Source organism: Megasphaera sp., assembly GCF_047831605.1.
GTDB classification, from domain to species: domain Bacteria; phylum Bacillota; class Negativicutes; order Veillonellales; family Megasphaeraceae; genus Megasphaera; species Megasphaera intestinihominis.
The window spans coordinates 408,011-432,520 of record NZ_CP181255.1; the positions used below are offsets into that span (position 1 = coordinate 408,011).

The 24,510-nt window shown below is 56.6% G+C and carries 18 protein-coding genes; all 18 read right to left on the minus strand.

The window, feature by feature from the left end:
* Window positions 1–137 precede the first annotated feature (137 nt).
* Complete coding sequence (gene mtaB, locus ACFWUB_RS02030; protein ID WP_416184118.1) at window positions 138–1,442, minus strand: tRNA (N(6)-L-threonylcarbamoyladenosine(37)-C(2))-methylthiotransferase MtaB; 1,305 nt, start codon at window positions 1,440–1,442, stop codon at window positions 138–140.
* Entirely contained in the window at window positions 1,442–2,170 is a 729-nt protein-coding gene (locus ACFWUB_RS02035) for a 16S rRNA (uracil(1498)-N(3))-methyltransferase (RefSeq protein WP_416184119.1), read from the minus strand. Before ACFWUB_RS02035 ends, mtaB begins: the two co-directional genes overlap by 1 nt.
* 4 nt (window positions 2,171–2,174) lie before the next feature.
* Window positions 2,175–3,050, minus strand: coding sequence for a 50S ribosomal protein L11 methyltransferase (prmA, locus tag ACFWUB_RS02040; RefSeq protein WP_020310232.1), 876 nt, complete (start codon window positions 3,048–3,050; stop codon window positions 2,175–2,177).
* 20 nt (window positions 3,051–3,070) lie between these two features.
* Complete coding sequence (gene dnaJ / locus ACFWUB_RS02045; RefSeq protein ID WP_302681080.1) at window positions 3,071–4,363, minus strand: molecular chaperone DnaJ; 1,293 nt, start codon at window positions 4,361–4,363, stop codon at window positions 3,071–3,073.
* 23 nt (window positions 4,364–4,386) lie between these two features.
* On the minus strand, window positions 4,387–6,249 hold the full coding sequence (gene dnaK / locus ACFWUB_RS02050; RefSeq protein WP_416184120.1) for a molecular chaperone DnaK: 1,863 nt from the start codon (window positions 6,247–6,249) through the stop codon (window positions 4,387–4,389).
* Between the two features lie 33 nt (window positions 6,250–6,282).
* Entirely contained in the window at window positions 6,283–6,894 is a 612-nt protein-coding gene (gene grpE / locus ACFWUB_RS02055) for a nucleotide exchange factor GrpE (protein ID WP_416184121.1), read from the minus strand.
* Between the two features lie 16 nt (window positions 6,895–6,910).
* A complete protein-coding gene (gene hrcA / locus ACFWUB_RS02060) occupies window positions 6,911–7,945 on the minus strand; it encodes a heat-inducible transcriptional repressor HrcA (RefSeq protein WP_416184122.1) in 1,035 nt (344 codons plus the stop codon).
* Between the two features lie 265 nt (window positions 7,946–8,210).
* On the minus strand, window positions 8,211–10,049 hold the full coding sequence (locus tag ACFWUB_RS02065) for an esterase (RefSeq protein ID WP_416184123.1): 1,839 nt from the start codon (window positions 10,047–10,049) through the stop codon (window positions 8,211–8,213).
* Between the two features lie 231 nt (window positions 10,050–10,280).
* Entirely contained in the window at window positions 10,281–11,063 is a 783-nt protein-coding gene (locus ACFWUB_RS02070) for a short-chain-enoyl-CoA hydratase (RefSeq protein ID WP_292299040.1), read from the minus strand.
* Window positions 11,064–11,269: 206 nt separating this feature from the next.
* Window positions 11,270–12,124: a 3-hydroxybutyryl-CoA dehydrogenase gene (locus tag ACFWUB_RS02075; protein WP_416184124.1), complete on the minus strand. Its 855-nt coding sequence runs from the start codon at window positions 12,122–12,124 to the stop codon at window positions 11,270–11,272.
* A 767-nt stretch (window positions 12,125–12,891) separates the two neighbouring features.
* Window positions 12,892–14,409: an FGGY-family carbohydrate kinase gene (locus ACFWUB_RS02080; protein WP_416184125.1), complete on the minus strand. Its 1,518-nt coding sequence runs from the start codon at window positions 14,407–14,409 to the stop codon at window positions 12,892–12,894.
* 20 nt (window positions 14,410–14,429) lie between these two features.
* Window positions 14,430–14,996 (minus strand): hypothetical protein, encoded by a 567-nt coding sequence (locus ACFWUB_RS02085; protein ID WP_020310225.1) that lies wholly within the window; start codon window positions 14,994–14,996, stop codon window positions 14,430–14,432.
* A 16-nt stretch (window positions 14,997–15,012) separates the two neighbouring features.
* On the minus strand, window positions 15,013–15,336 hold the full coding sequence (locus tag ACFWUB_RS02090; RefSeq protein WP_020310224.1) for a YerC/YecD family TrpR-related protein: 324 nt from the start codon (window positions 15,334–15,336) through the stop codon (window positions 15,013–15,015).
* A gap of 98 nt (window positions 15,337–15,434) precedes the next feature.
* Window positions 15,435–19,073 (minus strand): PolC-type DNA polymerase III, encoded by a 3,639-nt coding sequence (locus tag ACFWUB_RS02095; protein ID WP_416184126.1) that lies wholly within the window; start codon window positions 19,071–19,073, stop codon window positions 15,435–15,437.
* Window positions 19,074–19,163: 90 nt separating this feature from the next.
* Window positions 19,164–20,690 (minus strand): VanW family protein, encoded by a 1,527-nt coding sequence (locus tag ACFWUB_RS02100; RefSeq protein WP_416184127.1) that lies wholly within the window; start codon window positions 20,688–20,690, stop codon window positions 19,164–19,166.
* A 135-nt stretch (window positions 20,691–20,825) separates the two neighbouring features.
* A complete protein-coding gene (gene holA, locus ACFWUB_RS02105) occupies window positions 20,826–21,845 on the minus strand; it encodes a DNA polymerase III subunit delta (protein ID WP_416184128.1) in 1,020 nt (339 codons plus the stop codon).
* Window positions 21,824–23,932 (minus strand): ComEC/Rec2 family competence protein, encoded by a 2,109-nt coding sequence (locus tag ACFWUB_RS02110; RefSeq protein WP_416184129.1) that lies wholly within the window; start codon window positions 23,930–23,932, stop codon window positions 21,824–21,826. Before ACFWUB_RS02110 ends, holA begins: the two co-directional genes overlap by 22 nt.
* Window positions 23,929–24,453, minus strand: a complete 525-nt coding sequence (locus tag ACFWUB_RS02115; protein ID WP_020310220.1) for a helix-hairpin-helix domain-containing protein — start codon at window positions 24,451–24,453, stop codon at window positions 23,929–23,931. Before ACFWUB_RS02115 ends, ACFWUB_RS02110 begins: the two co-directional genes overlap by 4 nt.
* Between the last annotated feature and the right edge of the window lie 57 nt (window positions 24,454–24,510).

The window sequence follows — 24,510 nt, forward strand, 5'->3', positions numbered from 1 at the left end:
TCATATTCCGGACGGGCTCGCCACGTGCGAGCCCCTACAAGGGTTAGGGGTTAGCAGTCAGCAGCTAGTGGTTAGGGGTTAGGGGCTCACAGGTCGAAACCACGAGCCACTAGGCCTCAGGCCGAAACCACGAGCCACTAACAACGCGCTTCCAGCTTCTGCCCGTCAGTGCCGATGAGGGTGACTTCGACGACGGTGCCTTCGGCATGAGGCGGAAGATTTTCGACGACGGCCCGTTCGTAGTTCTCCGTAAAGCCTTCGCCTGTCGTGCCGTCTTGTTTTTCGATGAGGACTGAGGCCTTCTTGCCGACCAGGGCCGTCAGGAGCGCCGCTTTCTGGCGGGCCGACAGTTCATTGACGAGTTCGACGCGCCGTTTCTTTTCCGCCGTTTCGACTTGTTCCTTCATATCCGCTGCCGGCGTCCCCTTGCGCTGGGAATACGGGAAGGCGTGGATATGCGAGAAAGAGAGGCGTTCCAGCGTCGCCATGGTGTCCTCGAAGAGGGCTTCCGTTTCACCGGGAAAGCCCAGGATGAGGTCCGTCGAGACAGTCAGGCCGTCGATGCAGCTGCGCAGGCGGGCGATGAGGTCCTCATATTCAGCCACCGTGTAATGGCGGTTCATGGCCTTCAGGATCGGGTCTGAACCGGACTGGAGGGGCAGGTGCAGATGCGGGCAGATGCGGTCCGAGCTGTTCATGACGTCGATCATGTCGTCGCCGATTTCCAGGGACTCGATGGAACCCAGGCGGATGCGGGCCACGTCGGTTTCCTTGACCAGGCGGTCCAGGATGTGGGCCAGCGACGGATGGTCGTCGAGGTCGCGGCCATAGGCGCCGAGGTGGATGCCGGTCAGGACGATTTCCTTGAAGCCCGCTGCGACCAGGCGGTTGGCTTCGGCGACGATGGCGTCGGGCTGGCGCGATTTCAAAGCGCCCCGCGTATAGGGAATGATGCAGTAGGAACAGAAATTGTTGCATCCTTCCTGGATCTTCAGGTCGGCCCGCGTGTGTTCCACTGCCGACGGATAGAGGGGGATTTCCTCGAATTCATCGTGGCGGCGCACGTCGTGGACGGCCGTGATGGCTTCGTCGTCTTCGTCGTGCAGGAGTTCGCGGACAATGGATACGATGCGCTTGCGTTCATTGGTCCCGACGACGGCGTCGACTTCGGGCATGGACGTCAAAAGCTCCGGGTCGAGCTGGGCATAGCAGCCGGTGACGATGACCTTGGCCGCATCGTTGCGCTTCTTCGTCCGCCGGATGAGCTGGCGCGATTTCTTTTCGCCGACCTGAGTGACCGAACAGGTATTGATGACATAGACGTCGGCCGGGCCATTGAAATCGGCTTCCGTGAAGCCTGCAGCCAGGAAGAGGCCGCGCATACTGTCCGTATCGTACTGGTTGACACGGCAGCCAAGAGTGGCAAAAGCGATAGTTGGCATTACTTGAATCCTCTTTCGTACATAATGATAGACAGGGCCGCCAGCGACGCCGTTTCAGCGCGCAGGATGCGGGGCCCGAGAGAGACCGTGCGGCACCACGACAGACGCTGCGTGGCATAGGCGATTTCTTTTTCGGCATAGCCCCCTTCGGGACCGATGGCGATGACGACGTCGCCGGTACGCACGTCGTGGCAGGCTTCCGACAAGGGCGCCGTCTCCTGTTCATAGGGGATGACGAAGCGCGTGTCGGCATAGGCGTCGACGAGTTCCGTGAAGCTCATGACCGGTGCCACGTCGGGTACGTCGTCGCGGCCGCATTGCTTGGCCGCTTCCAGGGCCAGGCGCTGCCAGCGTTCGAGCCGTGCCTGCCGCCGTTTATCATCTAATTTTACTACACAATGCTCCATTTGTACAGGAACGATCCGCCCGGCACCGAGTTCCGTCGCCTTCTGGACGACCCAGTCGAACTTGTCGCCCTTGAGGAGCCCTGCCGCCAGGATGACCCTGCCGTTGGACGACGGCCCGTCGGAAATCTTGCGCGCCGGCGTGAGGTACGCCGAATGGCCTTCCATGCGGGTGATGAAACATTCATAGGTCGCACCGGTGCAGTCCGTGACGTTCAGTGTATCGCCGACGGTATGGCGCAGGACGCCGACGACGTGATGGGCATCGTCGGCAGACAATTCAAAGGTCCCGCAAATGGGGAAATCCGTGAAAATCTTACGCATAGTCTCACCTCTTCATCTGGACGGCATACCAGCCGCTGCGGAACTGTTCATCGACCCAGGTGAAGCCGACGGCAGCGGCAGCGCGGCGCACTTCGTCGATGCGTTCGTCGATGATGCCGCTAGCAATGAGCGTACCGCCTTCCTTGAGATACGGCGGCAGCGTCGGCAGCAGGGCCAGGACGGCATTGGTCACCAAGTTGGCGACGACGACGTCGGCCTTTTCCCCCTGCGGGATGGCCGCCAGGAGGTCGCTGTTGGCGATGGTCAATTTGTCTTCGACGCCGTTCAGTTTGGCATTGACCGCAGCCTGCTTGACGGCGACGCCGTCGAAGTCGACAGCCGTCACGTGGGATGCGCCCAGTTTGGCGGCGGCAATGGCCAGGATGCCCGTGCCCGTGCCGATGTCAAAGACCGTATCGCCGGCCTTCACCGTATCTTCCAGGTACTGGACGCACATGCACGTCGTGTCGTGGAAGCCGCTGCCAAAGGCCAGGCCCGGATCGATGGAAAGGACGTCTTCTCCGTCGGCCGGACGGGCCGGTTCCCACGCCGGGGCCGCCCAGAAATGGCGGGAAATCTTCTTGGGATGGAAGTGTTCCTGCCAGGCAAAGAGCCAGTCCTTATCGTCAGCTTTCTTTTCGACGACCTTCCAGTCACCCAGGTCGACGCCCCGTTTTTCCAGGGCGCCCATCTTTTCTCGTATCGTTTCCACAAGACCTTCCTGTGCCAGCGGGAAATACGCCGTAATGCGGATGCGCCCTTTGTGGTCCGGGTGCTCGTCGTCGATGACCGAGCCATTGCTTCCACATTCAAAAACAAGAAGGGCCACCAAATCGGTGGCCGTTGGGGAAACGAGCAAATCTACTTCATTCCATTGCATCGTTCATACTCCCTTTATCTTTACAGATCTTCTTTTAACTTACTCCAAAAACTCTTCTTGGTCTTCTTCGTATCTTTCTTGTCGCTCTTCGCGCTCGTGGCGTCACCGTCGGCCGGTTGTTCAGCCGGCTTTGGCTCCCCCACCCACGTTTCGCCGCCAGCATAGGCGAATTCCCGCAGGAGTTCCTTCTGTTTGGCGTTGAGGTGCGTCGGTACGGAGACCGTGACCTGGACGTGGTGGTCGCCACGGCGGTTCTTGGACCCCAGGACCGGTACGCCTTTGCCGCGGATGCGGAAGACCGTCCCCGTCTGGGTGCCGGCCGGGATGGTCAGCTCGATCTTGCCGTCCAGGGTTTCGACGAGGATCTTCGACCCCAGGGCAGCCTGGGCGAAGGAAATCGTTTCCTGGGACAAGATGTCGTTGCCTTCACGGGTGAACTTGGGATCGCGGCGGACGAAGATATAGACGTACAAGTCGCCGTGACCGCCGCCGCGGACGCCCGGTTCGCCTTCACCGGCTACGCGCAGGCGTGCGCCGTCGTCGACACCGGCAGGGATCTTGATCTTCAGTTTCTTGCGGACCTTGACCGTCCCCGTGCCATGGCATTTCTTGCACTTGTCATGGATGATCTTGCCTGTGCCGCCGCAGCGGGAACAGGTGCGGACATTGACCATCTGGCCGAAAGGCGTGTTCTGGACGACGCGCTGCTGGCCTGTGCCGTGGCAGTCCGGGCAGGTATCTACCTTGCTTCCCGGTTCGGCACCGTTGCCGTGGCAGTGATCGCACGTTTCTTCTTTCGGGACCTGGATTTCCATTTCCGTACCAAAGGCAGCCTGTTTAAAGGTAATGTCTACGTCGAAGCGCAAATCGGCACCGCGCTGCGGGCCATTGGCCGACTGACGGCTGCCCTGGCCGCCGAAGAAGGAATCAAAGATATCTTCAAAGCCGCCGAAGCCCTGGCCGCCCTGGCCGAATCCGCCAAAGCCGCCGAAGCCCTGGCCGCCCTGGCCGAATCCGCCAAAGCCGCCAAAACCTCCGAAGCCGCCCTGGCCGAAACCGGCACCGGAACCGGCAGCATTGCCGTTCTGGAATGCTGCCGGACCGAACTGGTCGTACTGGGCGCGTTTCTGTTTATTCGACAGGACGCTGTACGCTTCGTTGATTTCCTTGAATTTTTCTTCTGCTGCCTTCGGGTTGTCCGGGTTGCGGTCCGGATGGTATTTGAGCGCTAATTTCTTAAAAGCTTTCTTGATTTCTGCGTCGCCGGCGTCTTTGGGAACGCCGAGGACTTCATAATAATCTCTTTTACTCATGTGGGCAGCCCCTCTTATCTATCTTACTTCTTGTCATCGTCGACTACCGTGTAATCAGCGTCGACTACTTTTTCATCTTTCTGGCCATCGCTCTGGGCCTGCTGTGCACCGGCCTGGGCACCGGCTGCCTGCTGCTGAGCCTGCTGGGCAGCGTCTGCGTTCTTGTACATTTCGCTGGTCAGGTCATAGAGCGGTTTGGTCAAGGCTTCGGAAGCGGCTTTGATCTTATCCGTATCGTCGGTCTTCATGGCTTCTTTCAAGGCAGCGATCTTATCCTTGATTTCCGAAACTTTGGAAGCGTCGGCTTTGTCGCCCATATCCTTGATGGTCTTTTCGGCCTGGTAAATGAGGGAGTCAGCGTTGTTCTTAGCTTCGATGCATTCTTTACGTTTCTTGTCTTCCGCTTCGTGAGCGGCAGCTTCTTTGACCATGCGGTCGATTTCGTCCTTGTCGAGGCCCGACGAAGATTTGATGGTGATCTTCTGTTCCTTGCCTGTGCCGAGGTCTTTTGCCGAAACGTTTACGATGCCGTTGGCGTCGATGTTGAAGGTGACTTCGATACGAGGTACTCCACGGGGAGCAGCCGGGATGCCGGTCAGTTCAAAGCGGCCGAGGGTCTTGTTGTCGGCTGCCATTTCACGTTCGCCCTGAAGGACGTGGACGTCGACAGACGGCTGGTTATCGACAGCTGTCGAGAAGACCTGGCTGCCGGAAGTCGGGATCGTCGTGTTGCGGTCGATGATCTTGGTGAAGACACCGCCGAGGGTTTCAATGCCCAGAGAAAGCGGCGTAACATCGAGGAGCAGGACGTCTTTGACATCGCCGACGAGGACACCAGCCTGGATAGCTGCGCCGATAGCGACACATTCATCGGGGTTGACGCCTTTGCTCGGTTCTTTGCCGAGGATGGATTTGATGGCATCCTGGACAGCCGGGATACGGCTGGAACCGCCGACGAGGATGATCTTGTCGATTTCGTCGATGGTGTAGCCCGAGTCAGCGATGGCTTTCTTGGTCGGTTCCATCGTAGCCTGGACGAGGTCTTCCGTCAATTCGTTGAATTTAGCACGGGTCAAGGTCAAATCGAGGTGTTTCGGGCCCGTAGCATCAGCCGTGATGAAGGGCAGGTTGATATTGGTCGAGAGGACCGTGGACAATTCGATCTTAGCTTTTTCAGCAGCTTCCTTGAGGCGCTGTTCAGCCATCTTATCCTGCGAGAGGTCGATGCCCGTTTCTTTCTTGAATTCGCTGATCACCCATTCCATGACTCTGTTATCGAAGTCATCGCCGCCGAGGTGCGTGTTGCCGTTGGTAGCCTTTACTTCGAAGACGCCGTCGCCGAGTTCGAGGATGGACACATCGAAAGTACCGCCGCCGAGGTCGAATACGAGGATCTTGCCGTCGCCGCCTTTATCGAGGCCATAAGCCAGGGCTGCTGCCGTCGGTTCGTTGATGATACGGAGAACGTCGAGGCCGGCGATCTTACCAGCATCTTTGGTAGCCTGGCGCTGGCCGTCGTTGAAGTATGCCGGAACGGTGATGACGGCCTGGGTGACTTTTTCGCCGAGGTAGCTTTCAGCGTCTTCCTTCAATTTCTGAAGGATCATAGCGGAAATTTCCTGCGGTGTATATTTCTTGCCCTGGATGTCTACGGTGTAGTTTTCACCCATGTGGCGTTTAATGGACGAAATGGTGTTTTCCGGGTTGGATACGGCCTGACGTTTTGCCAGCTGGCCGACGAGGCGTTCGCCCGTCTTGGAGAAGCCGACGACAGACGGTGTGAGGCGAGAGCCTTCCGCATTCGTGATGACCGTAGGTTCGCCGCCTTCCATAACAGCTACTACGGAGTTTGTTGTACCTAAGTCAATACCAATAACTTTACTCATAAAAGATTCCTCCAATCTTATTTCAAACGATGATTAACCGTTGAATGCAACTTTGACCATGGCCGGACGCAGCGTCTTGTCGCCCAGGAGATATCCTTCCTGGAGGACTTCTACGACGACGTCGTCATCGTATTCGTCGCTGGGCACGCGCATGACGGCCTGATGATAATTGGGGTCGAAAGGTTTGCCGACGGCATCGATCTTGGTGACCCCTTCCTTTTCCAGGACGCCCAGGAGCTGTTTGTAAATCATTTCATAGCCGTCGATGAAGGATTTCACATCATCGGCCACCTTATCCTGCGGGACCTGCAGGGCCCGTTCGAAATTGTCGATGACCGGAAGGATGTTAGTGATGACGTCCATCTTGACGACTTCTGAAATCTGGAGCTTTTCAGCCGCTGTGCGTTTCTTATAGTTAGCAAAATCTGCCTGGAGCCGGACGAACTGCTGCTGGAGCTTGGCGGCCTTGTCGGCTTCCGCTTTGGCAGCAGCGTCTTTGGCATCCGGTGCCTTTTTATCGGCGCCTTCATCTGCCGCGGTTCCCTTGGCTTCGTCTACCTCTTCCTTAGCAGCATCTTCGGCGACTTTTTCCGCGTCTTCTGCTAATACGGTATCTTTTTCTTCTTTATTTTCTTTCTTACTCATGTCTGTGTACCCCTCCCTACTTATCGTCGTGGTAATGTGCCAGCATATGTGTCACATGCTGTTTCATAAAGTCCAAAAGACCGATAATCTTGGCATACTCCATACGAGCCGGTCCCAAGACGGCCAGCTTGCCGAGGACTACATCATGGTCGGTAAAGGTCGCTTCAATGATGCTGCAATCATTGATAGACGACAATTTCACTTCTTCGCCGATGCGGACCGTCACGGCCCCGCCTTCGCCCTCGTCGTGAAGGAGATTGGCGACGACATCCTGTTCTTCCAGCATGGTAAAGAGGCTCTTGGCCTTGTCGACGTCTTTGAACTCCGGCTTGTTCAGGAGCTCCATGGTCCCGCCTTTGTAGAACTGCTGGTCTTTGTGGAAGGCCCGTCCCATGGCCCGGAAGGCCAGGCGGTACAATTCGACGTCGTCGACGATGGTCTCGTGAAAGGCTTCGATGGCCTTTTCATCGATATGGTCCATGGCCATGCCGGCCAGGTAGTTGGTCAGCCGCTGGGCGATGATGTTCAGATCGTCCAGGCTGGCACCGGCCGGTTTGGGGTAAATGCAGTTCTCTACCTGTCCCGTATCGGTGACGACGATCATGATGGCCCGGCGGTCATCGAGCGGTAAGAAGCGGATGTACTTCAGCTTGGAATTGAGCCGCTGTGACGCCATGACCAGGGTGACGTTGTGAGTGATCCTGGCCAGTAACTTGGCCGTCGACTGAAAAATCTGGTCGACGCTGCTCACTTTGTCCTGGAACCAGGCGCGGACGAATTGCTTTTCTGCGTCCGTGATCTTCGTCGGCTTGAGCAGGCAGTCGACGTAGAAGCGGTATCCCTTCAGCGACGGGATGCGGCCGGACGACGTGTGAGGCTGTTCCAGGTAGCCCATTATTTCCAGATCGAACATTTCGTTGCGGATCGTCGCGGCGCTGACGCCTAAGTCATACTTGCGGGCAATCGTTCTCGACCCGACAGGTTCGGCAGAGGAGATGTAATCCTGAATAATGGCTTGCAGTATTTTTTGTTTTCGTGCATCCAAATCCATCGTACTCACCTTCTGCTCATTTGACCATTTTTAGTGGTCTGACTATTTGACTTCTAAGACTATATATAAGATAGCATGGAGAATATGTTTTGTCAAGAGAATATAAGTCAAAAAGTCAAATTGGTTGTAAAAAAAGAGCTGCCGCACATGCGACAGCTCTTTTTTCTGTAGGGGCGCCACGTGGGGCGCCCGCTCACACCCATCGGTCACAAGTATCTCACATATACCCAGCGGGCTCGCCACGTGCGAGCCCCTACAGTGAAATTCAACCTCTCCGGCCCTTTCGGGCCACCTCCCCTAGTAAGGGAGGCTTTATGCGCTGAGCCGCTTTTTCGTAGAGGCTCCTGGCCTTGGCGTAATCCTGTTTGACGCCCTTGCCCTGTTCGTAGCACTTGCCCAAAAGATACATACTGGTCGTATCGCCTTTCTGCTGGGCCTTGTCGTACCACTGGGCAGCCTGGGCATCGCTCTGTTTTTCGCCCAAGCCGTTAGCGGCCATGAGGCCCAGGTAGTGGCCGGCCTTCATGTTGCCGTCGTTCCAGGCCTTCTGGAAACATTCGCGGGCGACGTCGTAGTCCGTCGCACCGTCCTGGCCGTACAAGTAGGCAATACCCGTGTTGAGCAGGGCTTTGCCCTGGGGGCTGCCCTTATGGGCGCCGTTCTTGCCGTGCTGTTTGGCATCCATGCCGGCCGGTGCCTTTTTCTTCAGGACATCTTCGGCCTTGGTCTGTTCAAAGAGCCAGTCCCGGATGCCTTCGATATTGTAGGCAAAGGACCAGGTATACATGTGGCTGCCGTCCTTGAAGACCGTATAGTTGATGGGTGCCTGCTGGTCTTCCATGACCCGCATCATCTGTTCAAAGACAGGCGTACCGCCCGTGCTGTCCCACATGCGGCTGCGGGCGACGACAGCGCCGTCCTTTTCCCACAGGGCCGTCGCTTCGTTCATGCCCGGAAAGGCCTTGCTGTCGCCCTGGCAGACGATGATCCAGAGGTTCTTGCCCTTGAGTTTTTCCATTTCCTGCGTATCCCACTGGCAGGCGACGAGGTACTGGCCGGCAAAGAGTTCCGGATAGGCGTCGCTGATGGCGATGTTGGCCATGCCGCCCTGGGACTGGCCCGTCCCGTAGATGCGGTCCTTGTCGACGCGGTACTTATTGGATACATCCATGATGAGGTCCGTCACCAGGGTCAGGCCCTGGGTCCACTGGTGGGTATCGGTGGTCATCATGCCGATAGAGCGGATGAGGTCTTCCGTATACTGCGGCGCCAGGACGATGGCCGGATGCTCGGCCTGTTCTTCCGGCGTTGCCCAGACGATGGCCCCGTTGCCCTGATAGAGGACGGCCTTGGGGTCGTTGATGTTGGCGCTGGCATCGGCGATGAAGACGACCATGGGATAAGTCTTGGCCTTGTCGGCGTCGTAATCTTTGGGCAGGTAAATATTATACGGCATTTCATAGCCCGTAGCCGGGTCCTTATATATATAAGTTTTAAAGGCGTCCTTGACGGCATCGACGGTCTTGTCGGCAGCCAGGGCCGTCGTCGTCGGGCCATAAGCCGTGCCATCCGTTGCGTAGATCGTCCCGGTCTGGCTGACAGCGACGCTCAGGTCCGGTGCCTTGCGGTCGGAATACATGGGCGCATCGCCGCCGTTCAAGGCGTTGGAGCTTTCTTTGCCCTTATCGCCCTGGTCATCTTTGGACTTGTTCTGGGAAGCTGCCGTCGGCAAGGGCGTAGCCGGATGGACTAGGCTGACGATGACGTAACTGCCCTTCTTGCCGGCCAGGGCCGTTTCCGGCGCATCATTGGTATAGACCTTGTCGATCGTCTTGCCGGCGACGGTGAAATCCGACGCCTTCAGGCGGCTGGCATCAATGGTCTTGGGATAATGAAGGGCTACAGCCGATACGCTTTCGCCGTCACCATAGACCGTACTCAAGGCCGTCACGTCGCGGATAGAAGATGGAGCCGCTGTCGCCGCTGCCGTCGCCGTCACGGCCGTCTGATCCAAGCCATCCACTGCCGGTGCGGCCCAGACAGGAGCCGTCAGGCTGAGGGCACAGCAGAGCACAGCCAGAGCGGGAATATGTTTACCTTTCATGAAGAGGTCACCTCGAATTGAAATTTTTTTGCAATTCATTATACCACGCCTGGTTCGCCTTCCTGTGGCCGTTGTAACACAATTTTGTGAAAAGGCTAGTGGCTCGTAATTCGTGGCTCGTGGCTCTCCTTATAGGAGAGCTGTCAGCGAAGCTGACTGAGAGGTTGCTCAACAGAAAAGGGCCTACCGCATAGCGACAGGCCCTTTTCTATTAGGAGTCAAACAATGGAATTACTTACCTTCGAAAGTTGCTTTGCGTTTTTCGCAGAAAGCAGCCATGCCTTCCTTCTGGTCGGCTGTGGAGAAGCAGAGGCCGAAGACTTCAGCTTCATAAGCGATACCGGTTACGACGTCGCAGTTGATGCCGCGGTTGATGGCAGCTTTGGAGAGCTGTACAGCAATCGGAGCGTTCTTAGCGATCTTCTTAGCCAGTTTAACAGCAGCCGGCATTAATTCTTCCTGCGGGAAGACTTCGTTGACCAAGCCGATAGCTTTTGCTTTTTCAGCGTCGATCATGCCGCCCGTGTAGATGAGTTCTTTAGCGTGGCCGCGGCCGACGACACGGGTCAGGCGCTGTGTGCCGCCGAAGCCCGGAGTGATGCCCAGGCCGACTTCCGGCTGGCCGAATTTAGCGTTTTCAGCTGCATAGCGGATATCGCAAGCGCAGGAGAGTTCGCAGCCGCCGCCGAGAGCGAAGCCGTTGATAGCTGCGATGACAGGCTGCGGCAGGTTTTCGATTTCCGTGAAGACGTTCTGACCGAACTGGCCCCATTCGCGGCCTTCAGCAGCGTTCTTGGAAGCCATTTCTTTGATGTCAGCGCCAGCGACGAAGGATTTAGCACCTGCGCCGGTGATGATGACGACTTTGATAGCTTTATCAGCTGCGACTTTTTCGACAACGTCCTTCAATTCGCTGACCGTAGCCTGGTTCAGGGCGTTCAGAGCTTTCGGACGATTGATGGTGATCGTTGCAATACCGTCTTCGACAGCAAAAAGAATGTTCTGGTAATCCATGAGAAAAACCTCCTAAATACATATAATAGTGTTAATAGTATAGTATAGAAATAGTATGTACAACAGGCTGCCCTCCCCAAAGGGACTCCTGCCAGTCAGACCGCCCCTGCCGACAGGATAGGCGCACTGTCAATACGCGCATGAGATTCTAAAAATAATACGGGGTGTGAAAGTCACGCCCCGTATTCGATTAGCAGATCGCTAACTTATTTCGTGTAATCGTAGAAGCCTTTGCCAGTCTTACGGCCGAGGTAACCTGCCTGGACATATTTCTTGAGCAATGCGCAAGGACGATATTTCGGATCGCCGAAGCCTTCGTAGAGGACTTCCATAACGTGGAGAACGACGTCGTTACCAATAAGGTCGCAGAGAGCCAGAGGTCCCATCGGATGGTTGAAGCCGAGTTTGCAGACGTTATCGATGTCTTCTTTGGAAGCAACGCCTTCCATCAAAGCCTGGATAGCTTCGTTCAGCATCGGGATGACGATACGGTTGCCAGCGAAGCCCGGGAAGTCGTTAACTTTGACCGGTGTTTTGCCGAGGTCTTTCGAAAGTTTGTCGATCTTTTCATACGTTTCTTCAGAAGTAGCGATGCCGTTGATGACTTCGATCAATTTCATGACCGGTGCCGGGTTGAAGAAGTGCATGCCGATGACTTTGTCCGGGCGTTTCGTAGCTGCGCCAATCTGGGTGATAGCCAGGGACGAAGTGTTGGATGCGAGGATCGTGTGTTCCGGGCAGAGTTCGTCGAGTTCTTTGAAGATAGCCGATTTGATCTTCAAGTCTTCGATAGCTGCTTCGACGACGAGGTCGATGTCTTTCATGTTATCAGGGGTACGGGTTACGAAGCCAGAGATGCGAGCCATCGTTGCGTCTTTGTCTTCCTGGGTCATTTTGCCTTTGGAGACCTGTTTGGTCAGCTGTTTTTCGATTTTAGCTTTGCCGCCAGCGATGAATTCGTCTTTAATATCGTTCAAGACGACGTCCCAGCCGTGCGTTGCGAAAACCTGTGCAATGCCAGAACCCATTGTACCTGCACCAATAACCATTACTTTACTCATGTTTAACTCCTCCTTCGTCGCGTGATTTTTTTCACTAGATTCTTCTAAAAAAATCACGCACGTTCTAAATAAGATTCACTGCTTACACTGATAGTATACCACACTTCCCAAAAAAATCCACTAAAAAACGGCACTTTTTTCAATTTTTCACATTTATGACATGCGTTTTATGCAATAATTAAGAAGTCAAATTACTCCTTTGCATCATTCGATAGAATTATCTCATAGATCTATGTGACGTTATGAACTTACGTCATGGGAGATACTTCTATTTTTCACAAAGTGCATGGGTAGGGATTCCCTTTGGGAATCCCTACCCGCAGGTCGCCGCGACATCAAAGATGTCGCATGTAGGGGCCGCCCCAAAGCCTTTCCAGCCCGTCAGGTGCTGACCAACGGGAGGCACAGGACAGCTGCTGGAACGGACAGCCGTGGCGGGCGGCCCGCTTGTGGGAATTCCGTTTACGGATGGCCCGCTTGTGGGAATACCGCAAAAAAGAGGCTGTCGCATTAAGACAGCCTCTTTTTGAGTTTTAAGTTTGTAGTTTTTAGTTTGCAGCAAATGGTAAAAAATTTAAAACCAACTTCTACAAACTATAAACTACAAACTCCGTACGATAAACTATCACGAAAGGACAACCTCTCAGTCAGCTTCGCTGACAGCTCTCCTATGAGGAGAGCCGGACGGACCGCCCTTCGGATAGCGTTGTTCACGGGATTCAGGCGGGCCGCCCTTTGGGCGGCCCCTACGAGCCACGAGCCACGACTCACAAAGTGCCGTTCAGGGCTTTGAGCAGGGTTTCGCGTTTGTCATAGGCCCTGCGGTAGGTAGCCGTATGGTTTTCGTCGGGCACGTAGGTGGCCTTGATTTCCAGCTGGCGCTGGAGGGCCTGTTTGAGGTCCGGTATGTCGCCTGCGGCATAGGCGGCGACGATGCAGTTGGTCGGGACGGCGCCGCCAGCGACTTTGAGGGTCACGACTTTCGTATCCAGCATGTCGGCCTTGATCTGGTTCCACAGTTCATCGCGGCTGCCGCCTTCGGTGATGGTCAGCTGGGTCAGGTCGATGCCGGCCTTGCGGTAGCGGTCGGTGATTTCCATATAGTCATAGCCGATGCCTTCGAGGACGCAGCGCCACATGGCCCCCTGGTCGGAGTCGAGGGTCAGGCCCGTGAAAGTCCCGCGGACGTTGGGATAGTCGCCGTTGCCGCCGGTCAGGTAGGGAATGAACATGGCCCCGTCGCAGCCGGGCTGATGGCGCCGGGCCAGTTCGTCCAGGGTCCCGTAGTAGTCATCGCCTTCTTCGCGGGCAATGCTGTCCTTGAACCAGCGCAGGGCCAGGCCGCCTGTGCGGACCATGCCCCAGTAGAAATACGTCCCCGGCAGGGTGCCGGAATTGAAGATGAGGTTGCTCCCCGGCACGGACAGTTCCGGAATGATGCCGTCCGTGGCGGCGCAGAACATGGCGCACGTCCCGGCGACGTCGACGGCGCGGCCCGCTTCCAGGATGCCGCTGCCCATCATGGATTCCATCGTGTCGCCGGCGCCGGCGCAGATGGGGATACCTGCAGGGAAGCCCGTTTCCATGGCATCTTCTTCGCAGAGCCTGCCGATGATGTCCCAGGGCTTGACGATGCGCGGCATATAGCGTTCAGGGATGCCCAGGATATCCAGCTGTTCTGACGACCATTTCTTCTGGACCACGTCATAGCCCAGGCCCCAGCCGGACATGGCGCCCCAGTCGATGAAGGCGTCTTCCCCTTTGAGGCCGGCCAGGTGCATGAGGACGTACGGGCAGTTGTGGACGAACTTGACGCCCTTTTCCTGCCAGGCCGGGACGTTCTTCATGAACCAGCGAGCGAACATGGCCGGGAACATGATGTTCGGTTCGGCATTGCCCGTTTCTTTGCCCCAGATGGCCAGCTTCTGCGCCTTCAGGGCTTCCACGTCGTCGGCCGTGCGGCTGTCGAGATAGTTGACATAAGGCGTGATGGCGTTGCCGTCGGCGTCGATACCGGCGATGCCGCAGATGATCCCGTCGCCCATGATGGCCCGGACGTTCTTCACGTCCCAGCCCTTCTCTTCCATCTGGCGGCTGCACGAAGCCATGCACTGCTTGATGAGGCGGTAATATTCATCGACGTCCATCTGGACCCAGCCCGGCTGGGGGTAGGCCAGATGGGTCTTGGCCGTGTCCATAGCCAGGCAGTGCTGGTCTTCGTCGTAGACGGCGACTTTGACGCTCTGCGTCCCGGCATCGAAACCGAGGTAATACTTGTCACTCATAGGTAACACATCCTTTCCGTTCAGCCCCGGCAATCCTTTACCATCCCGCCAAGGCGGCTCACGAGGCCCGTCGTCGACTCGTTCGGTTTCGGGAAGCGGCGCAGGGCGGTCATGGCTTCGACGTAACAGAAGAACTCTTCCATGGCCGTCTCGATCTGCCCCAGCGTCTGGCCGTCGATGTGCTCGATGAGGGCCAGGTCGTGCTGTTCATAGCGGTTGATATAGCCGTAAAGCGAACAAAACGTACCGGGCCGCTTGGTATAGGAGCAGAAAAAGCAGTATTCCACCATGGCGTCGCACTTCTTGAGCGTATCCTGCCGTTCGACGCCGGCAAATTCCTGCCGTTCCTGGATGACGGTCTTGACCCAGCTGTTCAAGACGCCTTCAAAGAAAGCGAACAGGGACAAGAGGGCCGCCCGGTAATAGCGCCGGGCCAGGAACGTGCCCTTCTTGGTCCCCTTGTCCTGCTGCATGGCAGCCCGTTTTTTAAATGTACAATAATCCTTCCACAACTCTTCGTAAATGGAAGCATGCAATATATCCATATCACCATTATGGAAAATGGTGACATCAATCTTAGCCTTCATGAAATCGGCTACCCTCCTACTTGGATAACTTCAGGAAATCCGGGTCCTTTTCGGCCATGCGGGAGAGGATCTTCTCGTAGCCGCCACTACCGTAGACCAGGCAGCGCTTGATGCGGCTGATAGTCGCCGTGCTGGCGCCGGTCTTCTTGACGATGTCTTCATAGATATCGCCGGCCTTGAGCATACGGGCCACTTCCAGGCGGGCCGAAATGGCCTTCATTTCCTGAATGGTGCAAAGGTCTTCAAAAAATTCATAACATTCTTCGACACTCTTCAATTCCAAAATAGCACGAAATAACTGATCGTGCAAATGGTCTCGCAATTTTTCATTCACTGCCATGACAATCCCTCTTTCTAAGACAGATTCCTTTAGTTCGTTAAATACTAAAAACATTATACGGCACGAAAGTCAATCTGTCGAGGAAATGTTTTTTCCGCCTACATGGCGAAGAGGTCGATTTGTTCATCTTCGGGCAAATCGCCGAGACAGCCTTCCTGGCTCATGACGTCGACCAGGGACTGGGACACTTTGCCGCGCATCTTGAGGTCGGCCTTGGAGCTGAACGGCGCCTGTTCGCGGGCCGATACAATCTGTTCGGCTACGTTGGCGCCCAGGCCGTCGATGGCCGTAAAGGGCGGCAGGATCTTGCCGTCGCAGATGGTGAACTTCGTCGCTGCCGAGCGGTTGATGTCGACATTCATAAAGGAAAAGCCGCGGAGGCTCATTTCCTTGGCCAGTTCCAGGGCCGAATAGAGGTCCTGTTCGATTTTCGACGCACTCTTGCCCTTGGCGGCGATTTCCTTCATGGCCCGTTCCTGCCCTTCCAGGCCGTGGATCATGGCCGACAGCTTGAAGGCCTTGGCGCGGATCGTGAAGAAAGCGCAGTAGTAGGCCAGAGGCTGGTTAATCTTGTACCAGGCGATGCGGAAAGCCATCATGACGTAGGCCACGGCATGGGCCCTCGGGAAGAGGTAGCCGATCTTGTGGCACGAGTCGATGAACCACTGCGGAATGTGGCCGGCCTTGAGCTCGCCTTCGTAGTCCGTCGTCTTCTGGCCCAATTTATTGAGCTTGTCGATGCCCTTGCCCTTACGGACATTTTCCATGACCTTGAAACTCGTCTTGGGCTTGATGCCGTGCTGGATGAGATAGTTCATGATGTCGTCACGCGTCGAGATGGCTTCCTTCAGGGGGACCGTCCCCGACGTGATCAGATCCTGGGCATTGTTCAGCCAGACGTCGGTGCCGTGGGAGAAACCGGAAATGCGGACCAGTTCGGAAAAGGTCTTGGGCTTGGTGTCGACGAGCATCTGGCGGACGAAGGACGTGCCGAATTCCGGGATGCCCAGGCTGCCGACTTTCGAGCCCAGTTCTTCCGGCGTCACGCCCAGGGCCTTGGTCGAGCTGAACAGGCTCAGCGTCGCCGGGTCATCAAAGGGAATAGTCGTCGCCTTGATGCCGGTCATATCTTCGAGCATGCGGATGACCGTCGGATCATCATGGCCGAGGATATCGAGCTTGACCAGACGGCCTTCGATGGAGTGATAATCGAAATGGGTCGTAATGATGCCGCTGTCCTTCTTGTTGGCCGGATACTGGACGGGCGTGAAATGATGGACGTCCATATCGCGGGGAATGACCATGACGCCGCCCGGATGCTGGCCCGTCGTATTCTTGATGCCCGTGCAGCCGGCGACCAGGCTGTTGACATAGGCATCGTTGACCTTGATGCCCTTGGCTTCGGCCCACTTCATGACGTAGCCATAAGCCGTCTTGTCCTTGACGGCACCGATGGTCCCGGCGCGGAAGACGTTGTCCTTGCCGAAGAGTTCTTCCGTGTACTTATGGGCTTTCGGATGGTATTCGCCGGAGAAATTGAGGTCGATATCAGGGACCTTGTCGCCGTCGAAGCCCAGGAAGATAGCGAACGGGATGTTGTGGCCGTTCTTGTGGAGCGGCGTGCCGCACTTCGGGCAGACCTTGTCGGGCAGGTCGAAGCCGCCGCCGACTTCGCCGTGCGTAAAGAACTCGCTCCACTGGCACTTGGGGCAGACATAATGCGGCGGCAGGGGGTTGACTTCGGTAATGTCCGACATAGTCGCCACGAAGGACGAGCCGACAGACCCACGGGAGCCGACGAGGTAGCCGTCGTCGTTGGAGTGCTTGACCAGCTTGTGGGCGATGTAATAGAGGACGCCGAAGCCGTGGCCCAGGATGGACGTGAATTCTTCTTCCAATCGGTCTTCGACAATCTTCGGCAGCGGGTCGCCGTAGATTTCATGGGCCTTTTTATAGCACATGTTCTTCAGTGCTTCCGACGAACCGGCGATCTGCGGGAAATAGAGCGTTTCCTTCGGCACCGGCCGGCAGTCGTCGATCATATCGTTGATCTTATTGGGGTTGGTAATGACCACTTCCCGCGCCCGTTCCTCGCCGAGGTAGGCAAATTCAGCCAGCATCTCGTCGGTCGTGCGCAGGTAGAGGTCGGGCTGGAATTCCGCATCCTTGAAGCCCTTGCCGGTCATGAGGATTTCCCGGTAAATCTTGTCTTCGGGGTTCATGAAATGAGCATCGCAGGTGGCGACGGTCAATTTCCCCAGGTCATCGCCGAGCTTGAGGATCGTCCGGTTGATGTCGCGCAGGCCTTCTTCATCGGCGACGAAGCCTTCGCGGACGAGGAAGCCGTTGTTGGTGAGCGGCTGGATTTCCAGATAGTCGTAGAACGATGCGATTTTCTTCAATTCTTCATAAGGCAGCTTCTTCTGGACCATCGAGCGGACCAGCTCGCCGGCTTCGCAAGCCGAGCCCAGGATGAGGCCTTCGCGGTATTCTGACAGGACCGCCCGGGGGATGCGCGGCCGGCCGCGGTAGATATATTTCAAATGGGAAATGCTGACCAATTTATAGAGATTGCGGATGCCGATCTGGTTCTTGGCCAGGATGATGATATGGTACGACTGGTCGATCTTATCATCGAAGAGGTAGCCTTCCATGCCATAGATGACCTTGACGTTGTTGGTCTTGTCCGTCGAGATTTCCTGGAGCAGCGGGAAGGACTGGACGACGCCGTGGTCGGTGACGGCAACGGCCGGATGGCCCCACTTCTTGATGGTCTTGATGAGCTGTTTGACCGTGATCAGGGCGTCCATGTCGCTCATGACCGTATGCAGGTGGAGTTCGACGCGCGGCGTGGGATTATGGTCTTCCCGTTCCACTGTACCGCCGTCGGCTTCCATCATGTCGTAGGCCATGAGGACGTAGTCGTTCTGGTAATTATCATACTGGATATTGCCGTGGACCCGGACATAGACGCCGGGCTTGAGCTTCTTGACCAGGTTGTCGTATTCTTCCGGCGTCAGCGTATTCTTGCGGCGGTACTTGCCGCCACCGCCCTGATTGCTGACGTCGAGGAACTTCTTGGCTGAAATGCCGTTGGTGCTGTCGGCCATCTGGAAGGTCAGGAGGATGCGCTTCGACTTGAGCTCGCGGAACTCGACCTTGACGACCTTGCCCTTGAGGATGACGTCGTTCTGTTCCTCGCCGAGGACGTCGTTGATGGGAACGGCATCGCCGCCAAAGGCCCGGCCCATCCAGACCCGGCTGTCGCCGCCGGTCTTGGTGCCGCTGGCCTTGCCGCCCGTCCTGGTACTGCCCGTACCGGGCTGGGACGCCGACTGGCAGGCCTTCTTGTAATCTTCATCGGCGTACAATTCGTCGTCCACATCGTAAATGGAATCGTAGCAGTCTTCATGAGGAATCCCGTAGCCTTCCATATCATCAGTGGAAATATCGGCGACCTGGCGCAGCGGGTCATTGTCGGGCACGGCCAGAGACATATCGCCGCCGTGGAAAACAGACGTCACGCGGTGTTCGACAGATACCGTCCCATCCAGGCCCAATTTGCGGCAGACCCGGTCGCGGAGCAGGTCCATGTCGCCGATAGCATAAGGCGACTCGGTCTTGACATGCCAGGCATGGCCGGCCAGATCCGCCGCAATCGAAGCGATGGTCACGGAACGCCCGCCATCGACAGGAATCAAAATATCATTTTTAGGAACAATATGCCAGACTTTCATACAATTTCCTTTCTATATGAATAGGGGATTCAGGCGGGCCGCCCTTTGGGACGGCCCCTACGAAGGACGGCCCCTACATGAACCGATGAGTTATTCCTCATCGGCCGTGTCGACCGCATCGGGCGCCGGGACATTGAAGTCCATCATGTCGTGGGGCGCGTTGAGGAGCGGGTCCTGCGGTTCCAGGTCGGCCGTGCTGACGACTTCTTCGCTGTCGTCGCCGGGCGTAAGGATGATTTCATCATTCGGTTCATAATGGGACTCGATGGTATCGACATGGCAGTCGCCGTCGCTGTAAGCCACGGTCCGGCGGATAGTCACGTCATGGCCGTCGTAGCCTTCCTGCTTGCGCTTATCTTCGGTCACACTGTCGTCGTGCTTCTTGATGACCTTATGAGGCAGGTTCTGGAGATGCGTCGTTTCAAAGGACACACTGCACGTATCGGCGTGATTGCCCAGGATATACGTCGTCACCGTATTCTGACCGGCGACGGTATAGACGCAGACCGGATGCTGGAAAGGATTGGTAAAGGCAAAATCCAGGCCGTCATCGGCGACAGTCGCATCCATGCCGACGGGCACATAAGCGGCCGGGGCGAAATGCGGTTCCCGGCTGGCAATGAACAAGCCCGCCCGCAAAGCCGCATTGAACAGGGTCGTACTGACCTGGCAGACGCCGCCGCCTGTCGACTGTTCGAGCTTGTTTTCAAAATACGACGGTGCCTGCTTATAGCCTTTGTCCGGCGTCCGCGTGCCGACATACTTGTTAAAGGAGAAATCCTTCTGGGCCATGACGACGGCGTGGTTCAGGCGCTGCTGGGCCAGGCGGATGTTGACGTTGCGGTCCGGGTTGGTATCATCGAAATGGGTCGTATAGTACGACAAGACCGTGTCGATATCCTTGAGGTCGTCGGCCTTGATGTCCGCCCCTTCCCGGCTGTCTACGGGGACGTCCAGCGTGTCCGTCCTGCCCGTATGCAGTTCGGCCGTCACAGCATCTTTCAGCTTATCTGTATTGATGACGATGCGGTCCTTGGCATCTTCGATGGCAACAGTCTTCTGGTCATCCTTGACATAGGCATAGGCATTCTGCGGGTCCTTATCGTACTTGTCGTGGACATCGGCCAGGGCCTTATCCAATTTATCGTCGTCGACGGCAATGGCCAAAGGCACATCCTTGCCATGGCGGAGCGTCGTCACCATATCGGCCACGCGCTGCCAGGGCAGGCCCCGGCGGCCGACGAGATGCAGTTCATCATCGATATAGGCCCGGTCCAATTTAGCCCCCAGTTCATCGAGATCCAACGTCACATCGACACCGTCCGCGGCCAGGCGCAGCTTGCGGTCTTCCGCTTCCTTCTCGTGGAGGTCGAGATAATTGGTGATTTCTTCATCAGTCATATCGGCAATAGATTGCCCATTGAGGGTCACCATCTGTTCCGCCTTGCTCTGGGCCGCAAAAAAGCCGCCGAAACCAATCACACACAAGGCCAAGACAACAGCAGCCCGCTTCTTCCAGGACGGCGTGTCCTTTTCCGGAGGCAATCCATGCTTTTCCCGGTACCGCCGGCGATATTCCTTCATCCGTTCTTTCCGTGCTCGTTCTTCGTCAGTCACATTCTAACCTACCTTTTCTCTATATTTCAACTGCTCCTGCAAACGGCAAATCAACCTCTCCGGCCTTTCAGGCCACCTCCCCTATGAGGGGAGGCGAACTGCGACCTGCGACCTGCGGGCCGCCGTAGGCGGCCCCTACCTACAATACAAACAAATAAGGGGTCCCATATCGGCCGGCGACGCCGTGCCGCGGCGGATATGGAGCTGGAGCGTAAAAATTTGGCAAATACAACTTTCCAACTCTTCTATTTTCCAATAAGATGCCACTTTTTGCAAGTGGTATAAGACATATTTTACGCTGCGGCCCTTATTGATGGTCTGCAGGATCTGTTCGCACTGGTGCTGGCCGGCATGGGCCCGGCGCAATTCCTTATAAGCCAGGAGCAGGCGCAGGCGCGACAACATATAGCCCGTATTCTTCAAAAACGCATCTTGCCGGCTGAACAGGCCTTCCAAAAAAGGCAGGGTCTTTTCCCCATTGCGCCGCAAAAATTCATCCATAAAGGTGAAGAGATTCTTTTCCATCGTCCCGGCAAAGAGGTCCTGCAAATCGGCCACATCGACGCTCTGCCTGTCGTCGGGCACGGTGATGCACAACTTTTCCAGCTCCGAAAAGACATAGAGCAGGGAAATATCACCCCAAGTCTGGAACAGAGCCCGCAGATAGGCCACGGCCCGGCTGGTCAGACGCTTGCCCTTGCCTTTCAAATAGTCCGTCACATAGGGCATGACCGTCTTTTCCGTCACCGCTTCCGCCGCCACGACGTCGGCCATGGGCTTCAGGGCCTTGAAAAAAGCACTGCCCGTATCCATCTTGCCCTTAGTATAAAACAAAAGGCTGTTCTCGTCACTGAGCCGCCGGGCTTCGTCCAGGAACCACTGCTCTTCCTTGGTGAGCTTACTCCGCGACCGGCCGCCGCGCTTGAGCGGCAGAAAGGGACAGTCATACCAAATCGTGACTGTCCCACTGCTAAAGAGACTCGCCCCCTGGAAGGATTCGACGACCGTCGCCGCTACCGCATCCTTCTGGAAAGACTGGACCTCGGCCTCGCCGCCGGCCCGCTTATTAGCAGCCGCCAGGAAACGCCGGCGCCCGTCTTCCATGACATAAGGTTCTGTCCCATAAATAATCATTATATGTTTCTTATATTCCATGACTGTTCCTCATTAAACGTAGAAATGCACCACTGCCCCCGCCAGCGATACAGCCGAATCTGACCGTCCCGGCCCGGAGTATAACAGGGTCTTCCATGAAATGCCGCCGTTTCGCCCCATTCCGTCAAGGCCTCATCGCCGCGGCGCGAAGCATAGACAATGGTCGCCATGGCCGATACGGGGAAATCCCGGCCATTCCAGCCCGCCAGGGACCGAAATTCCAGACACAACGGCCCGTCGGGAAAAGCCGACGACGCTGACGGCAGACAGCGAAAAGGCACATCGCCGCTCCCCGTCCCGGACAGGAGGGTAAAATCCCGCCGCAGCAAGGCCAGCGTATGATCCGCCCCGTCGCCATCGACACGACATTGGCGAAGACGAAAGACACCCTGAGCCCGCAAAGCCGGCGTCACGACGACAGCTGCCTGGTCGGGGTTGGCGAATCTCGATTTATTATACCATATATCGGCCGATTTATCCTCATGAATGACAGCCGTCACCTGGTCCCGTCCGGCATCGAGGACCAGGACGCCCGGCCCGGATGGCCGCAGGAACCAGGCCGCCGCCAGACAGGCCAGCAAGGGCGGACCCATGCGCCTGCGAAAAGAGGGGCAAAAGACAAAGACTACAGCCAGATACCAGGCCAAACAGGCCCACTTCGACGGCTGACCGGCCCAGAAGCGGCTCCCCGGCAAGGCGGCGATGAAGGCATTGCCCTTCAGGGCCAGGACCAGCAAGGGCTTGATGAGCCACAACACCATATCGGCAGCGCTGCCCCACAAGAGGGACAGGACCGACGCCAACAGGCCGAGGACCATGACCAGGTCCAAGACCGGTGCGACCAGGACATTGGCCACCAGCGAATAGACGGGAAAAGAAAAGAACGCCGAAAACAAGAGGGGCACGACCAGAATCTGGGCCGCCACACAGACAGTCAGGCAATCCCGCAAAAACGAAGGCAGACCCGCAAACCAGGAGCTTACGGGCCGCTGAAAAAGAATGATGCCTGCCGAGGCGCCACAGGACAGGCGGAAACTCAAGTCAAAACAAAGGTATGGGCTGTAAAGCAGCATCCCGGCCATAGCCAGGGCCAGAGCATGACCGGCCAGGTATTCGCGCCGCGCCGTCAGGCTCAAGGCACTGGCGGCCCCCATGAGGGACGCCCGGACGACAGGCGACGAAAAATCCGACAACGCGCCATATAAGAAGAGAAAAGTCACAGAAATACAACACAAGCTGCGCGGCCGCAATCCCAGGACGCGGCCTATGAGCTGGATGACGGCCAGCAGCAAAGCCACGTGAGACCCGGAAACAGATAATATATGAATCAGCCCGGTCGTACTGAACGATTCCAGCAGACCTGGCGGCAAGTCCTCGTAATGGCCGCCAAAGAGCAGACTAGCCAGTACCGGTGCATACGTCTCGCCGAGGATGACCTCATAACGCCCGGTCAAAGCCTGGCGCAAATCCTGCAAAAAGGCCTCCCAGCGACCTGGCGGAGCCGTCACGACCACCTTTTCCCCATCATCGGCAAACAGCCGCAAGTAAATCGCTTTTTCCCGGTCGCGATGGAGGGCGTCGTACATGCCGTCATTTTTATAGTATGTCAAAGGCCGGCTGTCGCCAGTGACGACAACCGTACTGCCTACGACCTGCGGTTCCAGCAAAGTCACATAGATACAGCCGTTTCCAGGCTGTACGTCCGCTTCCCCGTCATAGGAATAGCGCCGGACCTGCATAATGTACCGTCCGACCTGTCCCTTTTCATTCGTATAGGTACTGCGCCGTTCTTGCAGCGTCCCTTCCACGGTCAGCCTGGCACCAGCTGCCTGATGCGGCAGGGCTTCGCAGCGCTCTGCCTCCAGCTGGAGACGGCCGGCGCCCAGACTAAGAGCCGCCAGGACCAGACAGACAACTAGGGCAATACGGCTGCGGGACCGGAAAAAGAATAGGCCCAGCAAAGACAGCAGGAACAAAGAAATCCAAAGGCTCAAAGCCAAAGAAAGCACATCTGCCAGGGTAATGCCCCCAGCCAGGGCCAGGACCAGGGACAGGCTGACCCATTCCGGTTTAACCTTTCCCATCATAAGCACACCAAATCTTTCAGCTTGGCGAACTTCGCCGGACCGATGCCTTTGACCTTCTGTAGTTCTTCGATACTGCCAAAAGAGCCGTGTTCCTGGCGATAAGCGATGATATTAGCCGCCATAGCTGGTCCGATGCCGGGCAGGTCCGTAAGGGCTTTCTCATCGGCTCGGTTCAAAGATACCTTGCCGGCTTCCGCCGGATTTTCGGGAATCCCCTGGAAATCATAGGGCACGTGGATATGGGCACCGTCTTCTGCGCGGTCTGCTAAATTGACGGCTCCCGTATCGGCATAGGCAATCATGCCGCCAGCTGCTTCTACGGCTTCGCCAGCCGTTTTCCCCGTTTCCAGCGCATAGAGGCCAGGATTCTTAACGGCTCCCGTGACATAGACAAAGGCTTTTTCCGGCAATGGCTCTTCTACGGCCGGCGGTGGCTCACTAAAAGCGTTTTCAAAGTCAGAGGCGAATTGGAACAGGACCACGCCTGCCAAAATCAGGGCCAAAGCTACGAATTTCTTCATGACAATCCCTCCTATACATATACTGTAAGAATCTATATGTATAGTATGCCCTATTTT